This window comes from Sphingomonas sp. BL-S-30 (assembly GCF_055521475.1).
The window spans coordinates 4764916-4784653 of the sequence record NZ_CM145481.1 but is presented as its reverse complement, the minus strand read 5'-3'; the positions used below and the strand labels follow the sequence as shown (position 1 = coordinate 4784653).

The window sequence follows — 19738 nt, the reverse complement described above, 5'->3', positions numbered from 1 at the left end:
TCCGTATCGGCCTTATATCAACAACCACGCCAGCGCCGCGGCGCCAACGATGATTCGGTACCAGGCAAAGGGCGCAAAGCCATGCCTGCCGACAAAGGAGACGAACCAGCGGATCACCAGTAGCGCGACGATGAACGACACGACGAAGCCGATCGCGATCGCGGTGAGGTGTGCGTCGCCCAGTTCATGCCGCCCCTTGTAGAGCGCGAGCGTGGTCGCCCCGAGCATGGTCGGAATCGCCAGGAAGAAACTATATTCCGCCGCCGTCTCGCGATCGACGCCGAGCATCAGCGCCCCCATGATCGTCGCCCCCGAACGGCTGACGCCGGGGATCATCGAGACGCACTGGATGACGCCGATGCCGAGCGCGGTCCGCCAGGTCATCGCCTCGACCGAGGCGGCGGTGACGCGCTTCGACAGCCGCTCGATAACGAGGATCAGCACGCCGCCGACGATCAGCGCGACGCACACCACGATCGGCGCGATCACCGGTGCCTCGAGCACTGCCTTGATCGAGCCATAAGCCAGCGCACCGACCACCGCCGAAGGCAGGAAACCGAGCAGGACGTTGCGGGTGAAATGGATCGCACCCGGATCGCGCTTCAGCAGCCCCTGCAACACGCCCATGAAGCGTCCCCAGAACAGCACCACCACCGCCAGGATCGCGCCGAGCTGGATGACGATGTCGAAGGTCGCATCCGCCTGGGGCAGGCCGAACAGCCGCCCGGCGAGGATGAGATGCCCGGTCGAGGAGACGGGGAGGAATTCGGTCACCCCCTCGACAATACCGAGCAGGATGATGATGATCAGGTCCACGCGCATTCCCCCTTTTGCGGCGGCCTGCCGCGACTGATTACCCGGCCAGAATCAGGTCACGCGGCGGCGCGCGTTCCGAATCGTCCATGACGGCGATATTGCACGAGCCAGGCCGGCGCGACCGCATCCATCGGCGTCGGCGACACGCCGAGTGCGGCAAGCCCTTCGGCGTCCGCCGCGACGACATTGTCCTGCTGCAGCATCTGCCATTGGTCGCGCGTGATCGGCGCGCCGGGCAGGAAGCCCCCCATCGCGATCAGGCCGCCGACAACATCCGGCACCTCGACGATCGACGGCTCGCGGCCGACCGCGCGGGCGATCCAGCTAATCAGCGCGCCCATGGTCAGGACGTCGGGACCGCCCAGCTCGAAGGTCTTGCCCTGCGCGCCCTCGCCGCCGAGCGCGTTGACCACGGCCCGCGCCACATCGGCGACATAGACCGGCTGGAGCTTCACGCCCGCGCGCAGCACCGGCACCACCGGCAAGGCGATCATGCCGGCGAATCGGTTCACGAACTGGTCCTCGCGGCCGAATATCAGCGACGGCCGCAGAATCGTCGCCGCCGGGAAGGCAGCACGCACCGCCGCCTCGCCCTCGCCCTTGGAGCGGCCATAGGCCGACGGGCTCGCGGGATCGGCGCCGATCGCGGAGACGTGCACCAGCGCCGGCACGCCCGCCGCGGCTGCGGCTTCGGCGACGGCCTGTGCGCCGTCGACATGCACCGCCTGGAAATTGCCCTTGAGCACGCCCACCAGGTTCACCACCGCATCGGCACCCTGCACCGCCCGCGCGATGCTGGCGGGCTTGCGCACGTCGACTGCGGCGAACTGGGTCTGACCGAGGCCGCCCAGCGGCTTCAGGAACAGCGCCTCGCGCGGATCGCGCTGCGCGATTCGCAGGCGCGCGCCGGCGGCGAGCAGTTCCTGCGCGACATAGCGGCCGAGAAAACCTCCGCCGCCGATCAGCGTAACCAGCCTGTTCTTCATGCCTCAGTGCCTTGCCATGCGTGAGCCGCCCCCATGCCGCGCGACACCCGAGTTGACAAGCCGCACAAGCGTCCCCTAAGGCCCGCGCCCTACCCCGTGCCCAGATGGCGGAATTGGTAGACGCACCAGCTTCAGGTGCTGGCGGTCGCAAGGCCGTGGAGGTTCGAGTCCTCTTCTGGGCACCATTTTCCCAGTCCGGTGACGTCCATGAGCGTCGCGTAAGTGGCTGGGTAAAAAGCCTTTTTCCAAATATCTTTCCGACGAGATTTGGGCGGGTCCGCCGAGATACCAACGCTTTTGTTGGTCTATTCCGGCCCTGGATCCACCCGTTTTCGGACGGAGATACCAACATGGCTCTTACCGCACTCGCGATCAGGAACGCCCAGCCCCGGGCCAAGGCCTACAAGCTCGGCGACGGTCGATCCCTCTACCTCCTGGTGATGCCCAACGGCGCCAAATACTGGCGCCTGAGCTACCGATTCCTCGGCAAGCAACGGGCGCTCGCCCTCGGTGTCTGGCCGGAAGTCAGCCTCGCCGAGGCGCGCGACAAGCGCGATTCCGCACGAAAGATGGTGGCCGACGGCATCGACCCCTTTGTCGAGAAGCAGCGTCGCAAGCTTCGCGCACAGATCGACGAGAACATCACCTTCAAGGGCGTCGCCGAGGAATGGTTCGTCAAGATCACCCGCGAGGAGCGGGCCGAGGTGACGCTCAGCAAGGTGCGCTGGCTGCTGGAGAAGGTCTATCCGTTTCTCGGGCATCTCCCGCTCCACGAGATCGAGGTGCAGGAAGTGCTGGCGGTCCTGCGCAAGATCGAGGCGACCGGCCGCTATGAGAGCGCGCGGCGGATGCGCAGCGTGATCAGCCGCGTCTTCCGATACGGTATCGCCACGGGGCGAGCGAAGGTCGACGTCGCCCGCGACCTGCGGGGCGCGATCATCGTCCCCAAGACCAAGCACTTCGCCGCGATCACGCGCCCGAAGGAAGTGGGCAAGCTCCTCCGCGACATCGACGATTGCCCCGGCTACGCGATCACGAAGCTCGCGCTGCGGATGACGCCGCACGTCTTCGTGCGCCCCGGGGAGTTGCGCCGGGCCGAATGGAGCGAGTTCGACCTCGATCGCGCCGTCTGGTCCATCCCGGCGGAGAAGATGAAGATGCGCTGGCCGCATCAGGTGCCACTGTCGCGGCAGGTGCTCGACCTGCTCGATGAGATACGGCCGCTGACCGGTCACAGCCCCTATGTCTTCCCGGCTTCCCATACCTGGAAGCGCCCCATGTCGGAAAACACCGTTACCTTCGCGCTTCGGCGGATGGGCTATAGCGGCAGCGAGATGACCGCGCACGGCTTCCGCGCGATGGCGGCGACGTTGCTCAACGAGATGGGACTATGGAATCCGGATGCCATCGAGAGGCAGCTCGCGCACATGGAGAACAACGGCGTGCGACGCGCCTATGCGCGCGGACAATATTGGGAGGAGCGCGTGCGGATGATGCAGCACTGGTCCGACTATCTCGACCAGCTTCGCCTGGGAGACGATGGCGTCAAACCGACGGGCGACGGCAAGGTGGTGACCGTCGATTTCGGCCATCGAAGCGCGCGAGGGCGATGATCAACGGTTCCGCAGGGCCCCGATGGCTTGGCGAGCGCGCCTTATGCCGCGTCCATGAAACAACAATCGGAATCAGGTCATGGAGTCATCATGTCCACGCCACTGAAAGCGCCTGAAGCAGGGGGCATCGCGATCTCGAGCCTTGCTCAGGCCAGGAAGCACAAGCGCCGCTACGACGCCGTCATCACATTGGAGGATCCCGGGTGCCGATTGCCGGATCGACTGCGTTTCTCGGCGCAGCCGATGCCGGCGCATCTGGTGCTGCAATTCGAGGATGTCGACGACGATAGCCTCGGAATTCGCGTGGCGACGCGACAGCAGGTTTCCGATGCGCTCGCCTTCGCGCAGGTGCAGAAGGCGGGCTCCCTGCTGGTGCATTGCTATCACGGCGTAGGCAGGTCGGCGGGGATCGGGCTCGCGATCCTGGCTTCGCGCCTCGGGAACGGTAGCGAGGCGAGAGCCCTGACCCAACTGCTGGAGATTCGGCCGGAGGCGACGCCGAATCTCGTCGTCGTGAAGCTCGCGGACGACATTCTGGGCAGAGATGGCGCGCTGGTGTCCGCAGTGGCCGAATGGGAAGCGCGAACCCCGCGCGTTCAGAAGGCCCGCCGGGATCGGGTCGCCTTCGTCCGCAGCGCACCGCATCTATATGCGCGGGTCCCTCCGATCGAAGGGCAGGAGCAGCAGTCGCCCTGAAAAGGAGCTGGCAATCCGGTCACTCGGACGGGCTAGCTTCGCTCCCGTGTGCGCGTGAAGGGGGGTGCCCCCATCTGGCGTAGAGCGCCGGCAGCACGAACAGCGTGAGCAATGTCGCGCTGACGAGCCCCCCGATCACGACCGTCGCGAGCGGCTTCTGCACCTCGGCGCCGGCGCCGTGCCCGAGCGCCATCGGCAGGAAGCCGAGACTGGCGACTAGCGCGGTCATCGCGACTGGCCGAAGCCGCGCAAGCGCCCCCTCGCGGGCGGCAGCCTTGGGATCATAGCCTTCCAGCGCGAGCTTCTGCATCGAGGTGAGCATCACCAGCCCGTTCAACACGGCAATACCGGAAAGCGCGATGAACCCGACCGCCGCCGAGATCGAGAACGGCATGCCGCGCAGTGCCAGTGCGAGCGCACCGCCGACCAGTGCCAGCGGCACGCCGGTGAACACGATCGCCGCGTCCCGAACGCTCCTGAGCGCGCCGTAGAGCAGCAACAGGATCAGCGCGAAGCAGGCCGGCACGACCAGCATGAGGCGGTCGCGCGCCGAGGCGAGATTCTCGAACTGGCCGCCCCATTCGAGCCAGCTGCCCGCCGGAACCTGCACGTCGCGCCCTATGGCCGCCCGCGCCTCGGCCACGACGCTTGCCACATCACGCCCGCGCACGTTCGCTTGGACGACGACGCGGCGCTTGCCGTTCTCGCGGCCGATCTGGTTGGGTCCGTCGATGATCTGGATCGCGGCAACACTGGCAAGCGGCACGAAGCTGCCCGTGGGCGTCGCCACCGGGATCTGGCCGAGCGATTCGAGGTCGGCGCGCGTGGTGTCGGCCAGGCGGATCACGACGGGGAAGCTGCGATCGCCCTCGTAGATGCGGCCGGCCTCGCGCCCGCCGACCGCGGTCGAGACGGTATCCGCCACATCCTGCGCGGAGACACCGACCCGGCTCGCCCGGTCCTGGTCATAGGCGATATCGAGCATCGGCAGGCCTTCGGTCTGCTCGACCTTCACGTCTTCGGCACCGGGGATGCGACGCAGCACTGCGGCGATGCGGCCCGCGGTCGCATTCATCTCGCCAAAGTCCTCGCCGAACACCTTGACCGCGATGTCCGAGCGGACGCCGGCGATAAGCTCGTTGAACCGCATCTGGATCGGCTGGGTCACCTCATAGGCATGGCCCGGCACCTGGGCGAGCCGCGCTTCGATCCGCTCGACCACGGCCGGCTTCATCTCGGAAGGATTTGGCCACTGCGCGCGTGGCTTGAGCATGATGAAGGTGTCGGTGGCGTTGGGCGGCATCGGATCCGATGCGACCTCGGCGGTGCCCGTACGCGAGAACACAGTCTTGATCTCGGGCATTCCGGCTAGCGCACGCTCGATCTGGAACTGCATCTTCTGGCTCTGCTCGACCGAAGTGCCGGGCACGCGGAACGCCGAGACCAGTACATCGCCCTCGTCGAGCTGCGGCAGGAACTCCTGGCCGAGCGTCGCGAAGGTCGCGCCGCCCAGCGCCACCGCGCCAAGCGCGAACCCGATCACCATCCTGGGCCGGCGAAGCGCGTGGTCGAGCCCTGGCTCGTAGCGGCGGCGCAGCCAGGCGATGATGCGGTTCTCCTTCTCGGCGACCGGCCGCGACAACATGCAGGCGATCGCCGCCGGCACGAAGGTCAGCGACAATACGAAGGCGAAGGCCAGCGCGATGATCACGGTCAGCGCCATTGGCTCGAAGGTCCGGCCCTCGACGCCGCTGAGCGTCAACAGCGGCACATAGACGAGCATGACGATCGCCTGCCCATAGACCGAGGGCTTGATCATCTCGCGCGCGGCCGCTGCGACCGCCTCCAGCCGCTCGGACAGGAGCAGCGGCCGGCCCTCGACATGCTGCCGGTCGGCGATACGCCGCAGGGCATTCTCGACGATGATGACCGCGCCATCGACGATCAGGCCGAAATCGAGCGCGCCAAGGCTCATCAGATTCGCCGACACGCCGACACGCAGCATCCCGAAGCCGGTCATCAGCATGGTGAGCGGGATGACAAGCGCCGCGATCAATGCCGCGCGGAAATTGCCGAGCAGCAGGAACAGCACCGCGATCACCAGCAGCGCGCCCTCGGCGAGATTGCGCGCCACGGTCGTGATCGTGGCATCGACCAGCTTGGTACGGTCGAGCACCGGCTCGATAACGATATCGCGCGGCAGCGACGGCGCGATCACCTTCAGCTTCGCATCGACCCCCGAGGAGACCGTCCGGCTGTTCTCGCCGATCCGCATGATCGCGGTGCCGGTGATCACCTCGCGCCCATTCTCCGATCCCGAGCCCATGCGGACGCCCTGGCCGAGCCGCACTTCGGCGACCTGGCCGAGTGTGATCGGCACGCCCTCGCGCGTCACGATCACTCGGTCGCGCAGCTGCGCGAGGCTGCGGATGCGCGCATCGGCGCGCACGGCAAGACCTTCGCCGCCCCGGTTCACGGTGCCCCCGCCGGTCGCGACGTTGTTGCGCTCCAGCGCGGTGGCGAGATCGGCCAGCGAGATCTTCAGAGCGGCGAGGCGCTGGACGTCGGGGACGACCAGATATTCCTTCTCGTATCCGCCGAGCGAATCGATCCCGGCCACGCCGTCGACCGTCTTGATCTGCGGCGCGACGATCCAGTCCTGCACGGTGTGGAGATAGGTCGCCTTGTCCGCCTCGTTCGCCAGCCTGTCGCCCTCTGGCGTAATGTAGCTGCCGTCCGGCTGGAGGCCCGGCTCGCCCGGGCGGTGCTGCTCATGCGCACGCTCGGCATAGCGCAGTGTCCAGACATAGACCTCGCCCAACCCCGTCGCGATCGGCCCCATCTCGGGCCGCACGCCGGGGGGCAGCGTTTCCTGCGCCGCGGTCAGCCGCTCCTGTACCTGGGCGCGTGCAAAATAGATGTCGGTGGCGTCACTGAATACCGCCGTCACCTGCGCGAAGCCGTTGCGGCTCAGCGAGCGCGTGCTCTCCAGCCCCTTGATACCAGCCAGCGCGGTCTCGATCGGGAAGGCGACCTGCTTCTCGATGAGCTCGGGCGACAACGCGGGCGCGAGGACGTTCACCTGCACCTGGTTGTTGGTGATGTCGGGCACCGCATCGATCGGCAGCCGGTAGAGGCTGATGCCGCCGACGATGGCGGCGATCAGCGTCAGAAGCAGGACGAGCCAGCGCTTGTCGACGGCCCAGGTGACGATGCGATCGATCATGTCAGTCGTCGTGCCCGGCTTCGGCTGCGCCGAGGGTGGACTTGAGCGTGAAGCTGTTGGCTGCGGCGATCTGCTCCGTACCGACGAGGCCGCCCGTAACCACCACCATCGCGCCGTCCTGGCGGCCGAGCGTCACGGGCACGGCACGGAAGCCATTACCTGTGCGAACGAACACGACCGTCTTGCCCTCGACGGTCTGCACCGCGGTGGTCGGCACGCGTACCGCGCCACCGGCGCTGCCAGGAAGCTGCACGGCCACGTGCACCGTCTCGCCGACGCGCCACTGGCCGCCGTGATTGTCGAGCCGGGCGATCGCCGGAACCTGCTTGGTCTCGGGATCGAGTGCCGGCGACACGAAGCCGATGCGCGCGGAGGCGCGTCGGCCGGCGGCTGTAATCTCAATAACGGTGCCAGGCGTGACGCGCGCCGCATCGGCCGGCGACAGCGACAGGGTGACGCTCAGCCGGCCCGTGTCCGCGATACGGAAAAGCTCGGTCTGCGCGGCATCGGCCATGAACACCTGGCCGAGCACGGCAGTGCGAGCGATGATGCTCCCCGAGATCGGCGCGGTGATGACGATCCGATTGAGGCTGCCGCCTTTCGCGCCCGAGGCGGCGACCTGCTGGCGCGCCAGGCGGAGGCTGGTCTCCGCTTCGGCATAGGCTGCGCGGGAGATCTCGACTTCGCGCAGGGGCCGGAACCCGCGCGTGTAGAGCGCTTCGTCGCGATTGCGCGTGGCGCGCGCCAGCTCCAGCCGCGTTCGCGCCTTCTCGACTTCGGCATGGAGCGAGGCGGCCTCGCGGCTCTCGATGATCGCCAGCGTCTCGCCCTTGCGGACGACGTCGCCGAGATTGCGGGTCAGCGCAACGATCCGCCCTTCGATCGGCGCGGCGACGACGCGGGTGGCGTCGGAATCGCTTTCGATCTGGCCCGGCAGCTCGATCGCGCCGCCGCTGCTGCCCATCGTCGGATGGACCAGCTCGATGCCGGCGGTCGCGATCTGTTGCGGCGTCAGCGGAACGACGCCTTCCTCGCCATGCGCCTCTTCGCCATGTGCATCGGCCTTGGCGTCCGTGGCGTTATCCGGGACTGACGATGCACCGCACGCCGAGAGCAGCAGCGCGAGCGCGATGAGAGCAGGTCTTGTCATTCCGATTTCCTTGGCGCTCATCGCAATACATCCGACGACCCCGGCCGCGCGTCGCGCCACGCCGGTATCGCGGCGCGCAGCACGCGCCATGCGGATCGCAGGAAGATGACCGCGATGATCCCCCCGACCGCGATGTCCGGCCAGTAGGAGCCGGTGAAGGCGACGAGACCGGCGGCCGCCAGCACGCCGATGTTGGACGCCACGTCGTTGCGCGAGCATTCGAAGGTGCTCGACATGTTCACGTTCTCACGCCGGAACCGCCACAGCAGCGCGAGGCAGGTGAGGTTGGCGGCCAGGGCTAGGCTGCCGAACGCGAGCATTAGGCCGGACGAAGGCGGCACGCCGTTCGCGATCTTGTCGGCGATCTCGACGATCACCGCGATCCCGAACAGCAGGATGATACCGCCCTTGGCCAGCGCCGCTCCCGCTTCCCAGCGCGGCCCGCGGTTCAGCGCATAGAGGCTGAGCGCGTAGACCACCGCGTCGCCGAACATGTCGACCGAGTCCGCCATCAGCGCCGAAGAACGCGCAGCCAGGCCGCCGCCGAACTCGGCCGCGAACATGACGAAGTTGATGATCATCACGATGCTCAGCACGCGCCGCTGCTCGGCTTTTCGGCCTAGTTCGGCGATCGTGTCGCCTTTTCGGGAGCAGCAGTCGTCTGCCATCGGGTCCGTCTCGATTGTTGAACGGACTCGCCCATGGACCCTCAAGCCACTAGAGGGTCAAGCATGAAAATCGGCGACCTCGCCCGCGCGACCCACACCAAGGTCGAGACGATCCGCTACTACGAGGCGGAAGGGCTGATCCCCGCGCCTGCGCGCAGCAGCGCCAATTACCGGGTCTATGAGCAGTCGCATCTCGATCGCCTGTCCTTCATTCGCCGCTCGCGCGACCTGGGTTTCACGCTTGATCAGGTGCGCGCGTTGCTTCGCCTTGCCGACGACCGGGATTCGCCTTGCGCCGAGGTGGATGCGATCGCCGTGGAGCATGTCGCCGAGATCGACCGCAAGCTCGCCGACCTGCAGGCCTTGCGCGGCGAGCTGGTGCGACGCCTCGATAGCTGCGCGCAGTCGACCATCGCCGACTGCCGGATCATCGAGGCGCTCGCACCGACCGTCGTTCGCGCGTGACCTTCGTCATCTACGCCGCCGCCGCGCTGGCGGAAATCGCCGGCTGCTTTGCGTTCTGGGCCTGGCGCTCTGTCTCGTCGGCGCGAGCGTGATCCTGTTCGCGCCCCATGCGCGCTGAGAACGCCGCGACGCGACGGGCAGGCTAGGCCGTGCAGCTTGCTCATCAGCTCCGCTCGAATAATCGCTTCAGGCTCGGATAGAGAATGAAGGTCGATCGCCCGATCTTGACCGTCTCGATCGTCCCATCGCCGATGAGCTCGTAGATGGTCGAGCGGCAGATGCCGGTCAGCTTCACGGCGGTGGAGATCCGCACGCTGATCGGCTCGAGGTTCACCTCCTCCGGTGGTATGCCGAGGCTCATTTCGACCTCCCCTTGCTGAAGGCGCGATCGCTTTCGAGGAATGCCGCGAGCATCGCCGGGATGAGATCCGCAACCGGCTCTTCCCGGCCATAAGCCTGGGCGTAGAGCGCGGCATAGTCGTTGAGCGCCTGGTGCAGGTCCGGCATCACCGAGATGCCGAGCTTGACCGGCGTGCGGTCGGGAAGTTGCGCGAGCTTGAGGTCGGGCATGTCATTGCTCCTGCCCGGGCCATGGCGCGAGGACGATGTCCTTGTGCACCACGACGCGGAGGGGCCAGCCGGGCCGCACCTTGATGGTCGGCTGGACGGTGAGGTTCTTGGTGACGATCTGGTCGCCGGCGCGCGACGTGCCCTGCTGGGCGGATTCGCGGATCGCGCGGACGAGGTCGCTTTCGCTGTCGCCCAGGCTCAGCTCGGTGCCGACGCCGAGGAGCGTCGACAGCGCCACGCCCTTGAGCAACTGCCAAGTGTGGGCATCGACCTTGTCGGCAAGGCCGGCATAGCCGGCCATGTCGGTCGCGGGCACGTTGTCGATCCGGATCGAGCTGGCGTTCGGCAGGACGATGCGCTGCCAGACGACCAGGGCCCGGCTTTGCCCATAGGCCACGACGCTGTCGTAGCTTCCGATCAGCCGGGCACCCTGCGGAACCAGCAGTATATGGCCGGTAGCGCTGTCATAGGCGTTCTCGGTCACCTGCGCGGTGACGAGCCCGGGCAGGTCCGAGTTGAGACCGGTGATCAGGCTGGCGGCGATGATGCTGCCCGCACTCAACGTGTAGGGTGATGGCGGTGCCGCCAGCGCATGCGGATTGACGTCGCCGGTCTGATCCTTGCCGGCGAGGAAGTCGGCCTTGCGCTGCTGGCTGCCCGGATCTCGCGCCGGATCGACCGCGATCGTCCCTGATGGCGCCTCCCGCGCCGGAACCGCGGCCGGTGCAGCGGAAGCTGGAGCAGCATCGGTTGCGTGCTCGGCAGCGCCGAGCTGCATCATGATGCCGGATTCGCGGGCCGTCTTGCGCTCGGCGACAAGCCGCTGTCGCTCGGCTTCGGCCGCCTGCGCGGCCTGGTCCGAGGGGCCAGCAGACGGCAGCCCGCCCAGTGCCTCCTGCCGGCGCAGGATCGGGCGCCCGAGATCGCCGGGGAGCGGCGGCCCGAGCCTGGGCACGTCGCCATAGCTTTTCGGCGCGCCGGCGAGCGCGTCGTCGGGCGCATGGTTGGCGATGTCCTTCTGGTCCTCGGCGCCGGCGACGATCCGGAAGGTCGCGGGCTTGAGCGCGACCCAGGTGACCCCGACGATCGCGGTCGATCCCAGCGCCGCGATCGCGATGATCGCGCCGCGGCGAAAGCGGATGATCCGGCTCGGGCGGCCGCGCAGCACCAGCGTCTCGGGGTCGAGCTTGGGCGAGGTCGCCGCGGCGGGCACGGTCTCGCTCATGATGCCCTCCGCTGCCGCCGGCTCCGGTCGGCGCCGGCCCGGCTGATGCGCACCACCGCCTGCTTCTTGCCGCCGAGGCGAAGCTCGGCGGCGTCGAACAGCCGGTCGACCACATAGAAGCGGCCGGACATGCGGTAGTTGACGAGTTGGGCATCGCCCCGGTCGCCGATGACGAACAGCGGCGGTGCCTCGCCGACGCCGACGCTCGCCGGGAATTCGACGAACGTCTGCCGCCCGTCGTCGAATGCGCGCAGCGGCCGCCAGGCAGGCCTGTCGCCGGTCACCGCATAGCCGAAGTTCAGCTGCTCGACAGCGAGGCCCGAAGCGACCGGCCTTGCCGCTTCCGCCGACGCCTGCTGGCGACGGATCGCGATCATCTCGTCCTGCGGATAGGTCCAGGACAAGGCGGCCATGGCGGTGGCCGGCGTGCTGTCGAGCTGCAGATGATAGGCGCGCCGATCGGTCGTGATGACGAGGTTGGTCGAGAGCCCGGCGGCGAACGGCTTCACGAGGATATGGACGCGCCTGCTCTCGCCGGAACCGCTGGTCGTGTCGCCGACGGTCCAGCGCGCCGTGTCGCCCGCCGCCACCGAGACGATCGCCTCTCCGGGCTGCAGGGCGATGTCGCTGACCCGCTCGGGCGCGGCGAACAGGCGGTACAGGATGCCCTCGCCATAGGGGTAGACCTGCACGGCGTTGACGAAGGCCGGGGCCGCAGGCTCCTGGGTCGCCTTCGCATTCGCCGTGCGAACCCGCAGTTCAGCCGGCGACGGTTTGTGGCGATGCGGTGCCACGGGGGGCACTGTCGAGGAGGGAGCGATGGCGGTCGCGACCGGCGGCGGGCTGGGACTCGCCGTGGCGGCCTGGGGTGGTTGGGGCGGCGAGGTTTGCGCGACGGCGGGCATCGCGACGAGCGCGCTCGCCGCAAGCAGGATGCGGTTCATGGACGGTTCTCCGGTTGGGCTTGGGAGGGCTGGCCGAGGCGGGGATCGAGCGGCGATCCGCTGGGCACGCCGGGATCCGGCACGGGCGTCGCCGTGCCCGGTGCATGGTCGGCCGGGGTCTCGAGCTCGCGGCTCCAGTCGATCGCGTCGACATAGAGGCCGAGCGGGTTCCTGCGCAGCGTGTCCGCATCGCGCGGCGGCTTGAGCAGGACGGTGACGATCGCGGTCCAGCGCGACGTGCCCGCGAGGCTCCCGCGGTCATAGGCGCGCTCGGACCATTTCACCTGGAAGCTCGTCGCGGACGCCCGGACCACGCTGGTCACCTGGACCGAGACGGTCCTGTCGCCGACGTCGGCGAACGGGTTCGCCGAGCGGGCATATTCGCCGAGGAAGATGGCGCCGCGCTTCGACGCGAAGTCATAGGCCTGGAGCCAGTTCTCCCGCATCAGCACCGCGTCGAGCGACCGCCCCCGGATATCGGTGACGAAGCGCGCCAGGAACCAGGCGAGCTGGGGGTCGGTCGGCCGGTATTCGGCGGTGGCGGGGGATACTGCCTGGGCCTGGCCGAGGCTGTCGACCGCAACGACATAGGGGACGACGCGGCTCTGCATCGACTGCCAGACCAGCGCGCCCGACAGGCCGGTGGTGAGCGCCAGCCCGCCGAACGCCATCAGCCGCCAGTTGCTCGCCTGGGCGCGGGCGGAGCCGATCCGCTCGTCCCAGAGCTGGCCCGCGCGGCGGTAGGGTGTCTCGGGTTCGTCCGTGCGCCCGTAGCGCTGGACGGCACGTTTGAAGCGCATCAGTCCTTCTCCTTGATGTCGGGGGTCGCGCCGCCGCCGCCGCGATCCGAACCCTGGAGGGCGTGGATCGCCGCTTGGCGATGGTGACGGCGGGATTGCGTGTTCTGGAGGTCGCGCGCCCAACCCGGCATGGCGGTAGACGCAGGAGCCGGCGCTCCCCCGGGGTTCGCCTGCGCGCCCGTCGTGCCGGCATTCCAGGCGGCGCGCTGGCCTTCGCCGGCTGCGGCGCGGAGCCCGAGCCCGCCGCCCATGCGCTGGGCGAGCGCGCCGCGGGCGGCGGTCGCGACACCGCCCATGCCGGCCGCGACCGACTTGGAGCCGGAAGTTTCCTGGCCGAGCTTGTACGCGGTCGACGCGGCAGACCCCATCGAGGTGCCGGCCCGGATCGCGCCGAGCCCGGCACCGGCCAGGCCCTTCGCCGCAGCCATGCCCGCGCCGCCGGCGACCGCGAGGCCGCCTGCCGCGAGCGCCGTGGTCGCGACCGCCGAGCCGGCGCCGAGCTGCGGCGCGCCGGAGACGAGCCCGGAGGCGATGCCCGGCCCGAAGATGCCGAGGCCGAACAATGCGAGGCTGGCGAGCACCAGGCTCATCGCCTGGCCGATATCGGGCTCCTTGCCCTGGAGCGCCGAGGCGAACTCGGTGAAGAAGCCCGAGCCGATGCCGACGATGACGGCGAGCACCATCACCTTGATGCCCGAGGAGATGACGTTGCCGAGCACGCGCTCGGCGAGGAAGCTGGTCCGGTTCCACAGCGCGAACGGCACGAGGATGAACCCGGCGAGCGTCGTCAGCTTGAACTCGAGGATGCAGACGAACATCTGCACGGCGAGGATGAAGAAGGCGACGATCACGATCACCCAGGCGATCAGGAGCACCATGATCGTCATGAAGTTCTCGAAGAAGGTCGTGAAGCCGAGCAGGTCGCTGGCCTGGTCGAGCAATGGCCAAGCGGCCTGGAATCCGGTGCCCGCGAGGCGGCCCGGGCGAAGCAGGTCGTCGGCGGAGAGCGTTCCCCCGCCGGCGGTCAACCCTGCCTGGGCGAAGGAGCGGAAAATGATGTCGGCGAGCGTGGAGAAGCGGTTCAGGATCAGCGCGAACACGCCGATATAGAGGATCTTCTTGAGGAAGCGGCCGATCATGTCGTCTTCGCCGCCCATCGCCCAGAACAGGCCGGCGAGCGTGATGTCGATGCCGATCAGCACGGATGTCAGGAAGCCGACATCGGGCCCGAGCAGGCCGAACCCGCTATCGATGTAGCGGATGAAGTCGGCCATGAACCGGTCGATCACGTTGAGGTCGTTCACGGGTTCTTCCTTGGATCTGGGTGCCGCGGGGCTCGGCCAGGGGGAGCGGGTGGCCGGGCCCCGCGGGCTGCGGCCGCGGCGGCAGGGGGCTTGGTCCGCCGCGGCCGGTCTCGCTATTGCCGGGGCGTGTAGGCGGTGCCGGTGCCGAGGAACTTGCGCGTCGCGGCGCGCGACGCCTCGGACTCGGTCAGCTGGCGCTGCTTCTCGAGCGCGTCGGCGCGGAACTGCGCGGCCATCATCTGCTGGAGGGCCATGCCCTGCTTGGCGGTGAGCGCGAGCAGCTGGTTGGTTGCCTGGCCGACGGCGAGCGCGCCCTCGGCGCCCTGGCTGTGTGCCGCGATCTCGGCCAGCGCCTCGGCATCCTCGTGCGCCTGTTGCACGATACCGCTCTGGACGGTCATCGTCCGGCGCAGGGCATCGGTGCTCGCGTCGTAGCGCGCACGGGCCGCCTGCAGCCGCTGGTCGCGTGTAGAGGCGGGATCGAAGCTGCGCGGATAGAGCGACTTCAGCCTGGCCTCGAGCTGGTCCACCTCGAAGTCGACGCTCTGGGCCTGCTTCATGAGCCGGTCGATGCCGTCGAGCTTGTCGAGCAGCGCCCGGAGCTGCGGAAAGGCGATGCCCTTCAGGTTCCTGTCCAGCCGGAGCAGCATCTGCGCCTCGTTCTGGAGCGACTGGATCTGGTTGTTGACCTGCTGGAGCGTGCGCGCCGCGGTCAGGACGGTCTGGCTGTAATTGGTGGGGTCGAACACCGTGATCTGCGCGTGTGCGCTGGTCGCGAAGCCCATCGTCAGCGAGCCCAGGGCGCCGAGGCCCAGCGTCGTCGCGATCAGGTTCTTGCGGGTGAGGATACGCATCACTTCTACTCCTTCGCTTGGGGATCGGGGAATTGGGCGAGCAGCGCCGCGGTCCAGTCGAGCCCGGCGTCTTCGAGGAAGCGCGCGGCGAATTCGGCCGGGCCGTACGCGGCGAGCAGCGCGTCGATGCGCGCCTGCGTGGCGGGATCGGAGGCGCCGCACAGCGCGAGCGCGACGGGCCCGAGGCCCAGCTCGAAGAGGCGGTTGCCGGCGGTCGACTGGAGGTAATAATGCCGCTTCGGCGTCGCGCGGCTGACGAGCTCGATCTGCCGGTCGTTGAGCCCGAACCGCTGATAGGCCGCGCGCCCCTGCGGCTCGATAGCCGCGGCATTGGGAAGCAGGATGCGCTGCGGGCAGCTCTCTATGATGGCGGGCGCGATGCCGCTGTCGGCGATGTCGGCGAGGCTCTGGCTCGCGAAGATCACCGCGACATTCTTCTTGCGCAGCGTCTTCAGCCACTCGCGGATGCGCGCGGCGAACAGCGGGTGGTCAAGGAACTTCCAGGCCTCGTCAAGGATCAGCAATGTCGGGCGTCCGGTGAACCGCGCCTCGAGCCGGTGGAAGAGATAGGTCAGGACCGGCGCGACCACGCTGCCGGCGCCCATCAGCGCCTCGGTCTCGAAGCACTGGACGTCCGCCATGCGCAGATCATCCTCGGCCGCGTCGAGCAGACGGCCGAACGGGCCTTCGAGCGTATAGGGCGCGAGCGCCGAGCGGAGCGCCATCGACTGGAGCAGCAGCGAGAGGCCAGTGAGCGTCCGCTCCTCGATCGGCGCGCTCGCCAGGCTGGTCATCGCCGACCAGACGGCTTCCTTCACCTCCGGCGTGACCGCCACCTTTTCGTGCGCGAGCAGCGCAGCGATCCATTCTGCCGCCCAGGCACGCTCGCCGGTATTGTCGATCCCGGCGAGCGGCTGGAACGCGATCGTCTCGCCGGCATCGCCGCCGAGGCCGAGTCCGTGATGCGCGCCGCTCATTGCGAGCGTGGCCGCGCGCGCCGAGCGGCCCATGTCGAAGAGGTAGAGCTGGCTGTCCGGGTAGCGGCGGAACTGAAGCGCGATCAACGCAAGCAGGACCGACTTGCCGGCACCGGTCGGCCCGACGATCATCATGTGCCCGACATCGCCGACATGGGTCGACAGCCGGAACGGGGTCGACCCGCTGGTCTCGGCGTGGAGAAGCGGCGGCCCGTCCAGATGCCGGTTGCGCGATGGTCCGGCCCAAACGCTCGAGAGCGGCATCAGGTGCGCGAGGTTGAGCGTATGGACGAGCGGCTGCCGGACATTGGCATAGACCTGCCCGGGCAGACTCGAGAGCCAGGCCTCGACCGCGTTCAGCCCCTCGCGGATGCAAGTGAAGCCGAGCCCGTTGACGATCCGTTCGACCGCGCGGACCTTGTCCTCGACGCGGGCGCGATCCTCGTCAGCGACGGTGATCGTCGTGGTGAGGTAGCCGAAGGCGACATGGTCGCCGCCGAGTGCCTGGAGCGCGAGATCGGCGTCGGCGGTCTTGTTGTCGGCGTCGCTGTCGAGCAGCTGGACCGGCTGGTTGTAGATCACCTCGCGCAGCATCGCGGTGACCGACTTGCGCTTGTTGAACCATTGGCGGCGCAGCCGCGTCAGCGCCCGGGTCGCGTCGGTCTTGTCGAGCGCGATGAACCGCGTGACCCAGCGATAGCCGAAGTCCTGGTGGTTGAGCGCGTCGAGGATCCCGGGCCGGCTGAGGCCGGGGAAGCCGAGGATGGTCAGCGTGCGCAGGTGCAACGACCCAAGCATCGGCTCGAGCCCGCCGGTCAGTGGCGTGTCGGCGAGCAGCCCGTCGAGATACATCGGCGTCTCGGGCACGCCCACGCCGTGGCGCCGCGTCGAGATCGTGCCATGGAGGAAGGCGAGCGTCTCCGCATCGTCGAGCGCGGCGATCTCCGGCATGAAGCCCGAGAACAGGTCGAGCGCGCGATCGGTCTCGGCAACGAACGTCGCAAGTGCCTGGCGCCAGTCCCGGCCCTGCGGCGCATCGGCACGCTCGACCAGCGCGCGGCCGGCGCTGTCCGCCTGGTCGGGTGGCGGCAAGAAGGTCAAAGTGAGATGGTAGCGGCTCTCGAAATGGGCACCCGCCGCCTCGAACGACGCACGCCGTTCCTCGTCGACGAGCCAGGATGCCGCGTCCGGGAAGTCGCTTGCCGGATAGCCCGGCGCCTCGCTGCGCTCGGCCTCGATGTGCAGCGCCCAGCCCGAGCCGAACCGCTTGAGCACATTGTTGGCGCGCGCGCAGGCGGAGACCAGTTCGGCCTCGGTTGCCGATTCGAGGTCGGGGCCGCGGAAGCGCAGCGTGCGCTGGAAGCTGCCGTCCTTGTTGAGCACCACGCCGGGCGCGACCAGCGCGGCCCAGGGCAGATGATCGGCCAGCCGGTCGGCGCGGCTGCGATATTCGCGCAGGTTCAGCATGCGAGATATCCCCGCTGCCGCAGGTGGCGCGCGAGCACCGGAGCGAAGTCCGGGTCGCGCTTCGCGGCGAACACCGCGATGGTGTGACCGACCGCCCAGACCAGCACGCCTGCGATCCATTGCTGGAGTCCGAGGCCCAGCGCTGCGGCGACGGTGCCATTGACGATCGCGATGGCGCGCGGCGCGCCGCCGAGCAGGATCGGCTCGGCGAGCGACCGGTGGAGCGGCGCCTCGAACCCGTCGAGATGCTGGCCGTCCCCGATCATGCCAGCAACGCCCCGCCGCCGAACGAGAAGAAGGACAGGAAGAAGCTCGAAGCGGCAAAAGCGATGCTCAGCCCGAAGATGATCTGGATGAGCCGGCGGAATCCGCCGGCCGTCTCGCCGAAGGCCAGCGTCAGACCGGTCACAATGATGATGATCACCGCGACGATCTTGGCGACCGGGCCCTGGACCGACTCCAGCACCTGCTGGAGCGGCTCTTCCCACGGCATGCCGGTCCCGGAGGCCCAGGCCTGACCGGCGGCCAGGACGGCAAGGGCGGCGCCGGCCAGCAGGCGCGGCTTGGCGGGCAGGTTCATGGTCTTCATGGTCAGGCTCCTTGGCTGGTGGGGAGATGGAAGGGGGCGAGCGCGTAGGCGCCGGTGTCCGGATCGACGCCGGCGACCCGCGCGATCGCGTCGACCGAGCGGTGGGCACCGCGTCCAGCGATGAAGACGACGAGGTCGATCGCCTCGGCGACGAGGCGGCGGGGTACGGTGACGACCGCTTCCTGGACGAGCTGTTCGACGCGGTAGAGCGCGGCCTCGGCCGAGTTGGCGTGGACGGTCGCGATCCCGCCGGGGTGCCCGGTGTTCCAGGCCTTGAGCATGTCGAGCGCCTCGGGCCCGCGGACCTCGCCGACGATGATCCGGTCCGGTCGGAGGCGTAGCGTCGAGCGCACCAGGTCGGTCATCGACACGCTTCCCGGGCGCGTGCGCAGCGCCACCGTGTCCGGCGCCGGGCTCTGCAGTTCGCGCGTGTCCTCGATCAGGATGACGCGGGCATCCACCCAGCGCATCTCGGCAAGGAGCGCGTTGGCGAGCGTCGTCTTGCCCGAGCTCGTCCCGCCGGCGATGAGGATGTTGAACCGCTGGGTGACCGCCGCCCGCAGCGCGTCCGCCATGGCCTCGGCCATGATCCCGTCGGCGACATAATCGTCGAGCGTGTAGAGGCGCTGGGCGGGCTTGCGGATCGAGAAGCAGGGGCCGGTCGAGACCGGCGGCAGCACCCCTTCGAAGCGTTCGCCGGCCCGGCCGTCGAGATGCGGCGGCAGCTCGGCCGAGATGATCGGCTGTCCGGCATGGACCTCGGCGCGCGCATGGCTCGCCACCAGCCGGACGATCCGCTCGACCTGCGGCGCATCGAGGACCACGCCCGTGTCGATCCGGCCCTCGCCGAGCCGGTCGAGGCGGAGCGATCCGTCCGGGTTGACCATGATCTCGATCACTCGGCTGTCGGCGAGAGCCGAGGCGATGTCGGGGCCCATCGCGGTGCGCAGCATCGCGCGCCGGCGATCGGACGAGAGGGTCTCGCTCATCGCTCGTCCTCCGTGGGAAGAAGCGTGCGCCTGCCCGTCGCGACGGCGCGGCCGACCTGGGTGACGAACGCCTCGAAGCGCTCGCGCGCCAGCGCGCGACCCGCCGCATCGTTCTCGGCGAGCGGCGCCTGGATGGCGAGCTCGAACCGGATGAACAGCGCGAGTGTCTCGAGTGCGACATGGCCATCGCGCTCGATGCGAGCGAGCGCATTGGACATCCGGTCGAGGCGGTGCGCGAAGCGGTCCTCGAGCTCGGACGCGCCGCGGCGGTTGAGCCAGGCGGTCACCGCATCGGCGAGGATCGCGGACTTGGTCGCGCCGGGTGCGGCGGCAAGCGCCTCGAGACGATCGCTGGTCGCTTTCGGCAGGAACAGCTGGTGGCGGACGCGCTCGGCCATC

At 68.7% G+C, this 19738-nt stretch carries 20 protein-coding genes and 1 tRNA gene; 4 read left to right on the top strand and 17 right to left on the bottom strand.

Annotated features, from left to right (window positions below; translation table 11 throughout):
- Positions 1–12 precede the first annotated feature (12 nt).
- Together ACZ1I5_RS22495 and ACZ1I5_RS22490 are read right to left on the bottom strand one after the other, a co-directional pair.
- On the bottom strand, positions 13–816 hold the full coding sequence (locus tag ACZ1I5_RS22495) for an undecaprenyl-diphosphate phosphatase (RefSeq protein WP_465171452.1): 804 nt from the start codon (positions 814–816) through the stop codon (positions 13–15).
- 56 nt (positions 817–872) lie between these two features.
- A complete protein-coding gene (locus tag ACZ1I5_RS22490; RefSeq protein ID WP_465171451.1) occupies positions 873–1802 on the bottom strand; it encodes a complex I NDUFA9 subunit family protein in 930 nt (309 codons plus the stop codon).
- 98 nt (positions 1803–1900) lie between these two features.
- Here ACZ1I5_RS22490 and ACZ1I5_RS22485 point away from each other — a divergent pair.
- From ACZ1I5_RS22485 to ACZ1I5_RS22475, 3 genes are all read left to right on the top strand, one after another.
- Positions 1901–1987: transfer RNA gene (locus ACZ1I5_RS22485), tRNA-Leu, on the top strand.
- Between the two features lie 165 nt (positions 1988–2152).
- On the top strand, positions 2153–3415 hold the full coding sequence (locus ACZ1I5_RS22480; RefSeq protein WP_465171450.1) for a tyrosine-type recombinase/integrase: 1263 nt from the start codon (positions 2153–2155) through the stop codon (positions 3413–3415).
- Between the two features lie 90 nt (positions 3416–3505).
- Positions 3506–4111: a tyrosine phosphatase family protein gene (locus ACZ1I5_RS22475; protein ID WP_465171449.1), complete on the top strand. Its 606-nt coding sequence runs from the start codon at positions 3506–3508 to the stop codon at positions 4109–4111.
- A 19-nt stretch (positions 4112–4130) separates the two neighbouring features.
- On the opposite strand, the gene ACZ1I5_RS22470 is transcribed toward ACZ1I5_RS22475, so the two are convergent.
- The 3 genes from ACZ1I5_RS22470 to ACZ1I5_RS22460 are packed head-to-tail and all read right to left on the bottom strand — an operon-like array spanning position 4131 to position 9155.
- Positions 4131–7337 (bottom strand): efflux RND transporter permease subunit, encoded by a 3207-nt coding sequence (locus ACZ1I5_RS22470; RefSeq protein WP_465171448.1) that lies wholly within the window; start codon positions 7335–7337, stop codon positions 4131–4133.
- Between the two features lies 1 nt (position 7338).
- Positions 7339–8487 (bottom strand): efflux RND transporter periplasmic adaptor subunit, encoded by a 1149-nt coding sequence (locus ACZ1I5_RS22465; protein WP_465171447.1) that lies wholly within the window; start codon positions 8485–8487, stop codon positions 7339–7341.
- A 17-nt stretch (positions 8488–8504) separates the two neighbouring features.
- Positions 8505–9155, bottom strand: coding sequence for a cation efflux transmembrane domain-containing protein (locus ACZ1I5_RS22460; RefSeq protein ID WP_465171446.1), 651 nt, complete (start codon positions 9153–9155; stop codon positions 8505–8507).
- 63 nt (positions 9156–9218) lie between these two features.
- Between ACZ1I5_RS22460 and ACZ1I5_RS22455 the strand changes: the two genes are divergently transcribed.
- The gene (locus ACZ1I5_RS22455; protein WP_465171445.1) at positions 9219–9620 is read left to right on the top strand and encodes a MerR family transcriptional regulator; all 402 of its coding nucleotides are present in this window, start codon (positions 9219–9221) and stop codon (positions 9618–9620) included.
- 163 nt (positions 9621–9783) lie between these two features.
- On the opposite strand, the gene ACZ1I5_RS22450 is transcribed toward ACZ1I5_RS22455, so the two are convergent.
- The 12 genes from ACZ1I5_RS22450 to ACZ1I5_RS22395 form a co-directional block, all read right to left on the bottom strand.
- A complete protein-coding gene (locus ACZ1I5_RS22450) occupies positions 9784–9981 on the bottom strand; it encodes a helix-turn-helix domain-containing protein (protein ID WP_465171444.1) in 198 nt (65 codons plus the stop codon).
- Complete coding sequence (locus ACZ1I5_RS22445) at positions 9978–10190, bottom strand: DUF2274 domain-containing protein (RefSeq protein ID WP_465171443.1); 213 nt, start codon at positions 10188–10190, stop codon at positions 9978–9980. Before ACZ1I5_RS22445 ends, ACZ1I5_RS22450 begins: the two co-directional genes overlap by 4 nt.
- 1 nt (position 10191) lies before the next feature.
- Positions 10192–11415 (bottom strand): TraB/TrbI/VirB10 family type IV secretion system protein, encoded by a 1224-nt coding sequence (locus tag ACZ1I5_RS22440; protein ID WP_465171442.1) that lies wholly within the window; start codon positions 11413–11415, stop codon positions 10192–10194.
- Entirely contained in the window at positions 11412–12359 is a 948-nt protein-coding gene (gene trbG, locus ACZ1I5_RS22435; protein WP_465171441.1) for a P-type conjugative transfer protein TrbG, read from the bottom strand. Before trbG ends, ACZ1I5_RS22440 begins: the two co-directional genes overlap by 4 nt.
- Positions 12356–13159 (bottom strand): conjugal transfer protein TrbF, encoded by an 804-nt coding sequence (trbF, locus tag ACZ1I5_RS22430; protein WP_465171440.1) that lies wholly within the window; start codon positions 13157–13159, stop codon positions 12356–12358. The genes trbG and trbF overlap by 4 nt, the downstream gene beginning before the upstream one ends.
- The gene (trbL, locus tag ACZ1I5_RS22425) at positions 13159–14463 is read right to left on the bottom strand and encodes a P-type conjugative transfer protein TrbL (protein WP_465171439.1); all 1305 of its coding nucleotides are present in this window, start codon (positions 14461–14463) and stop codon (positions 13159–13161) included. The genes trbF and trbL overlap by 1 nt, the downstream gene beginning before the upstream one ends.
- A gap of 113 nt (positions 14464–14576) precedes the next feature.
- Positions 14577–15317 (bottom strand): P-type conjugative transfer protein TrbJ, encoded by a 741-nt coding sequence (gene trbJ / locus ACZ1I5_RS22420; protein WP_465171437.1) that lies wholly within the window; start codon positions 15315–15317, stop codon positions 14577–14579.
- A gap of 5 nt (positions 15318–15322) precedes the next feature.
- The gene (gene trbE, locus ACZ1I5_RS22415) at positions 15323–17761 is read right to left on the bottom strand and encodes a conjugal transfer protein TrbE (RefSeq protein ID WP_465171436.1); all 2439 of its coding nucleotides are present in this window, start codon (positions 17759–17761) and stop codon (positions 15323–15325) included.
- Entirely contained in the window at positions 17755–18027 is a 273-nt protein-coding gene (locus ACZ1I5_RS22410) for a VirB3 family type IV secretion system protein (protein ID WP_280279463.1), read from the bottom strand. Before ACZ1I5_RS22410 ends, trbE begins: the two co-directional genes overlap by 7 nt.
- Complete coding sequence (locus tag ACZ1I5_RS22405; protein WP_465171435.1) at positions 18024–18350, bottom strand: TrbC/VirB2 family type IV secretion system protein; 327 nt, start codon at positions 18348–18350, stop codon at positions 18024–18026. The genes ACZ1I5_RS22410 and ACZ1I5_RS22405 overlap by 4 nt, the downstream gene beginning before the upstream one ends.
- 2 nt (positions 18351–18352) lie before the next feature.
- Complete coding sequence (gene trbB / locus ACZ1I5_RS22400) at positions 18353–19339, bottom strand: P-type conjugative transfer ATPase TrbB (RefSeq protein ID WP_465171434.1); 987 nt, start codon at positions 19337–19339, stop codon at positions 18353–18355.
- Positions 19336–19737, bottom strand: coding sequence for a CopG family transcriptional regulator (locus tag ACZ1I5_RS22395; protein WP_465171433.1), 402 nt, complete (start codon positions 19735–19737; stop codon positions 19336–19338). Before ACZ1I5_RS22395 ends, trbB begins: the two co-directional genes overlap by 4 nt.
- Between the last annotated feature and the right edge of the window lies 1 nt (position 19738).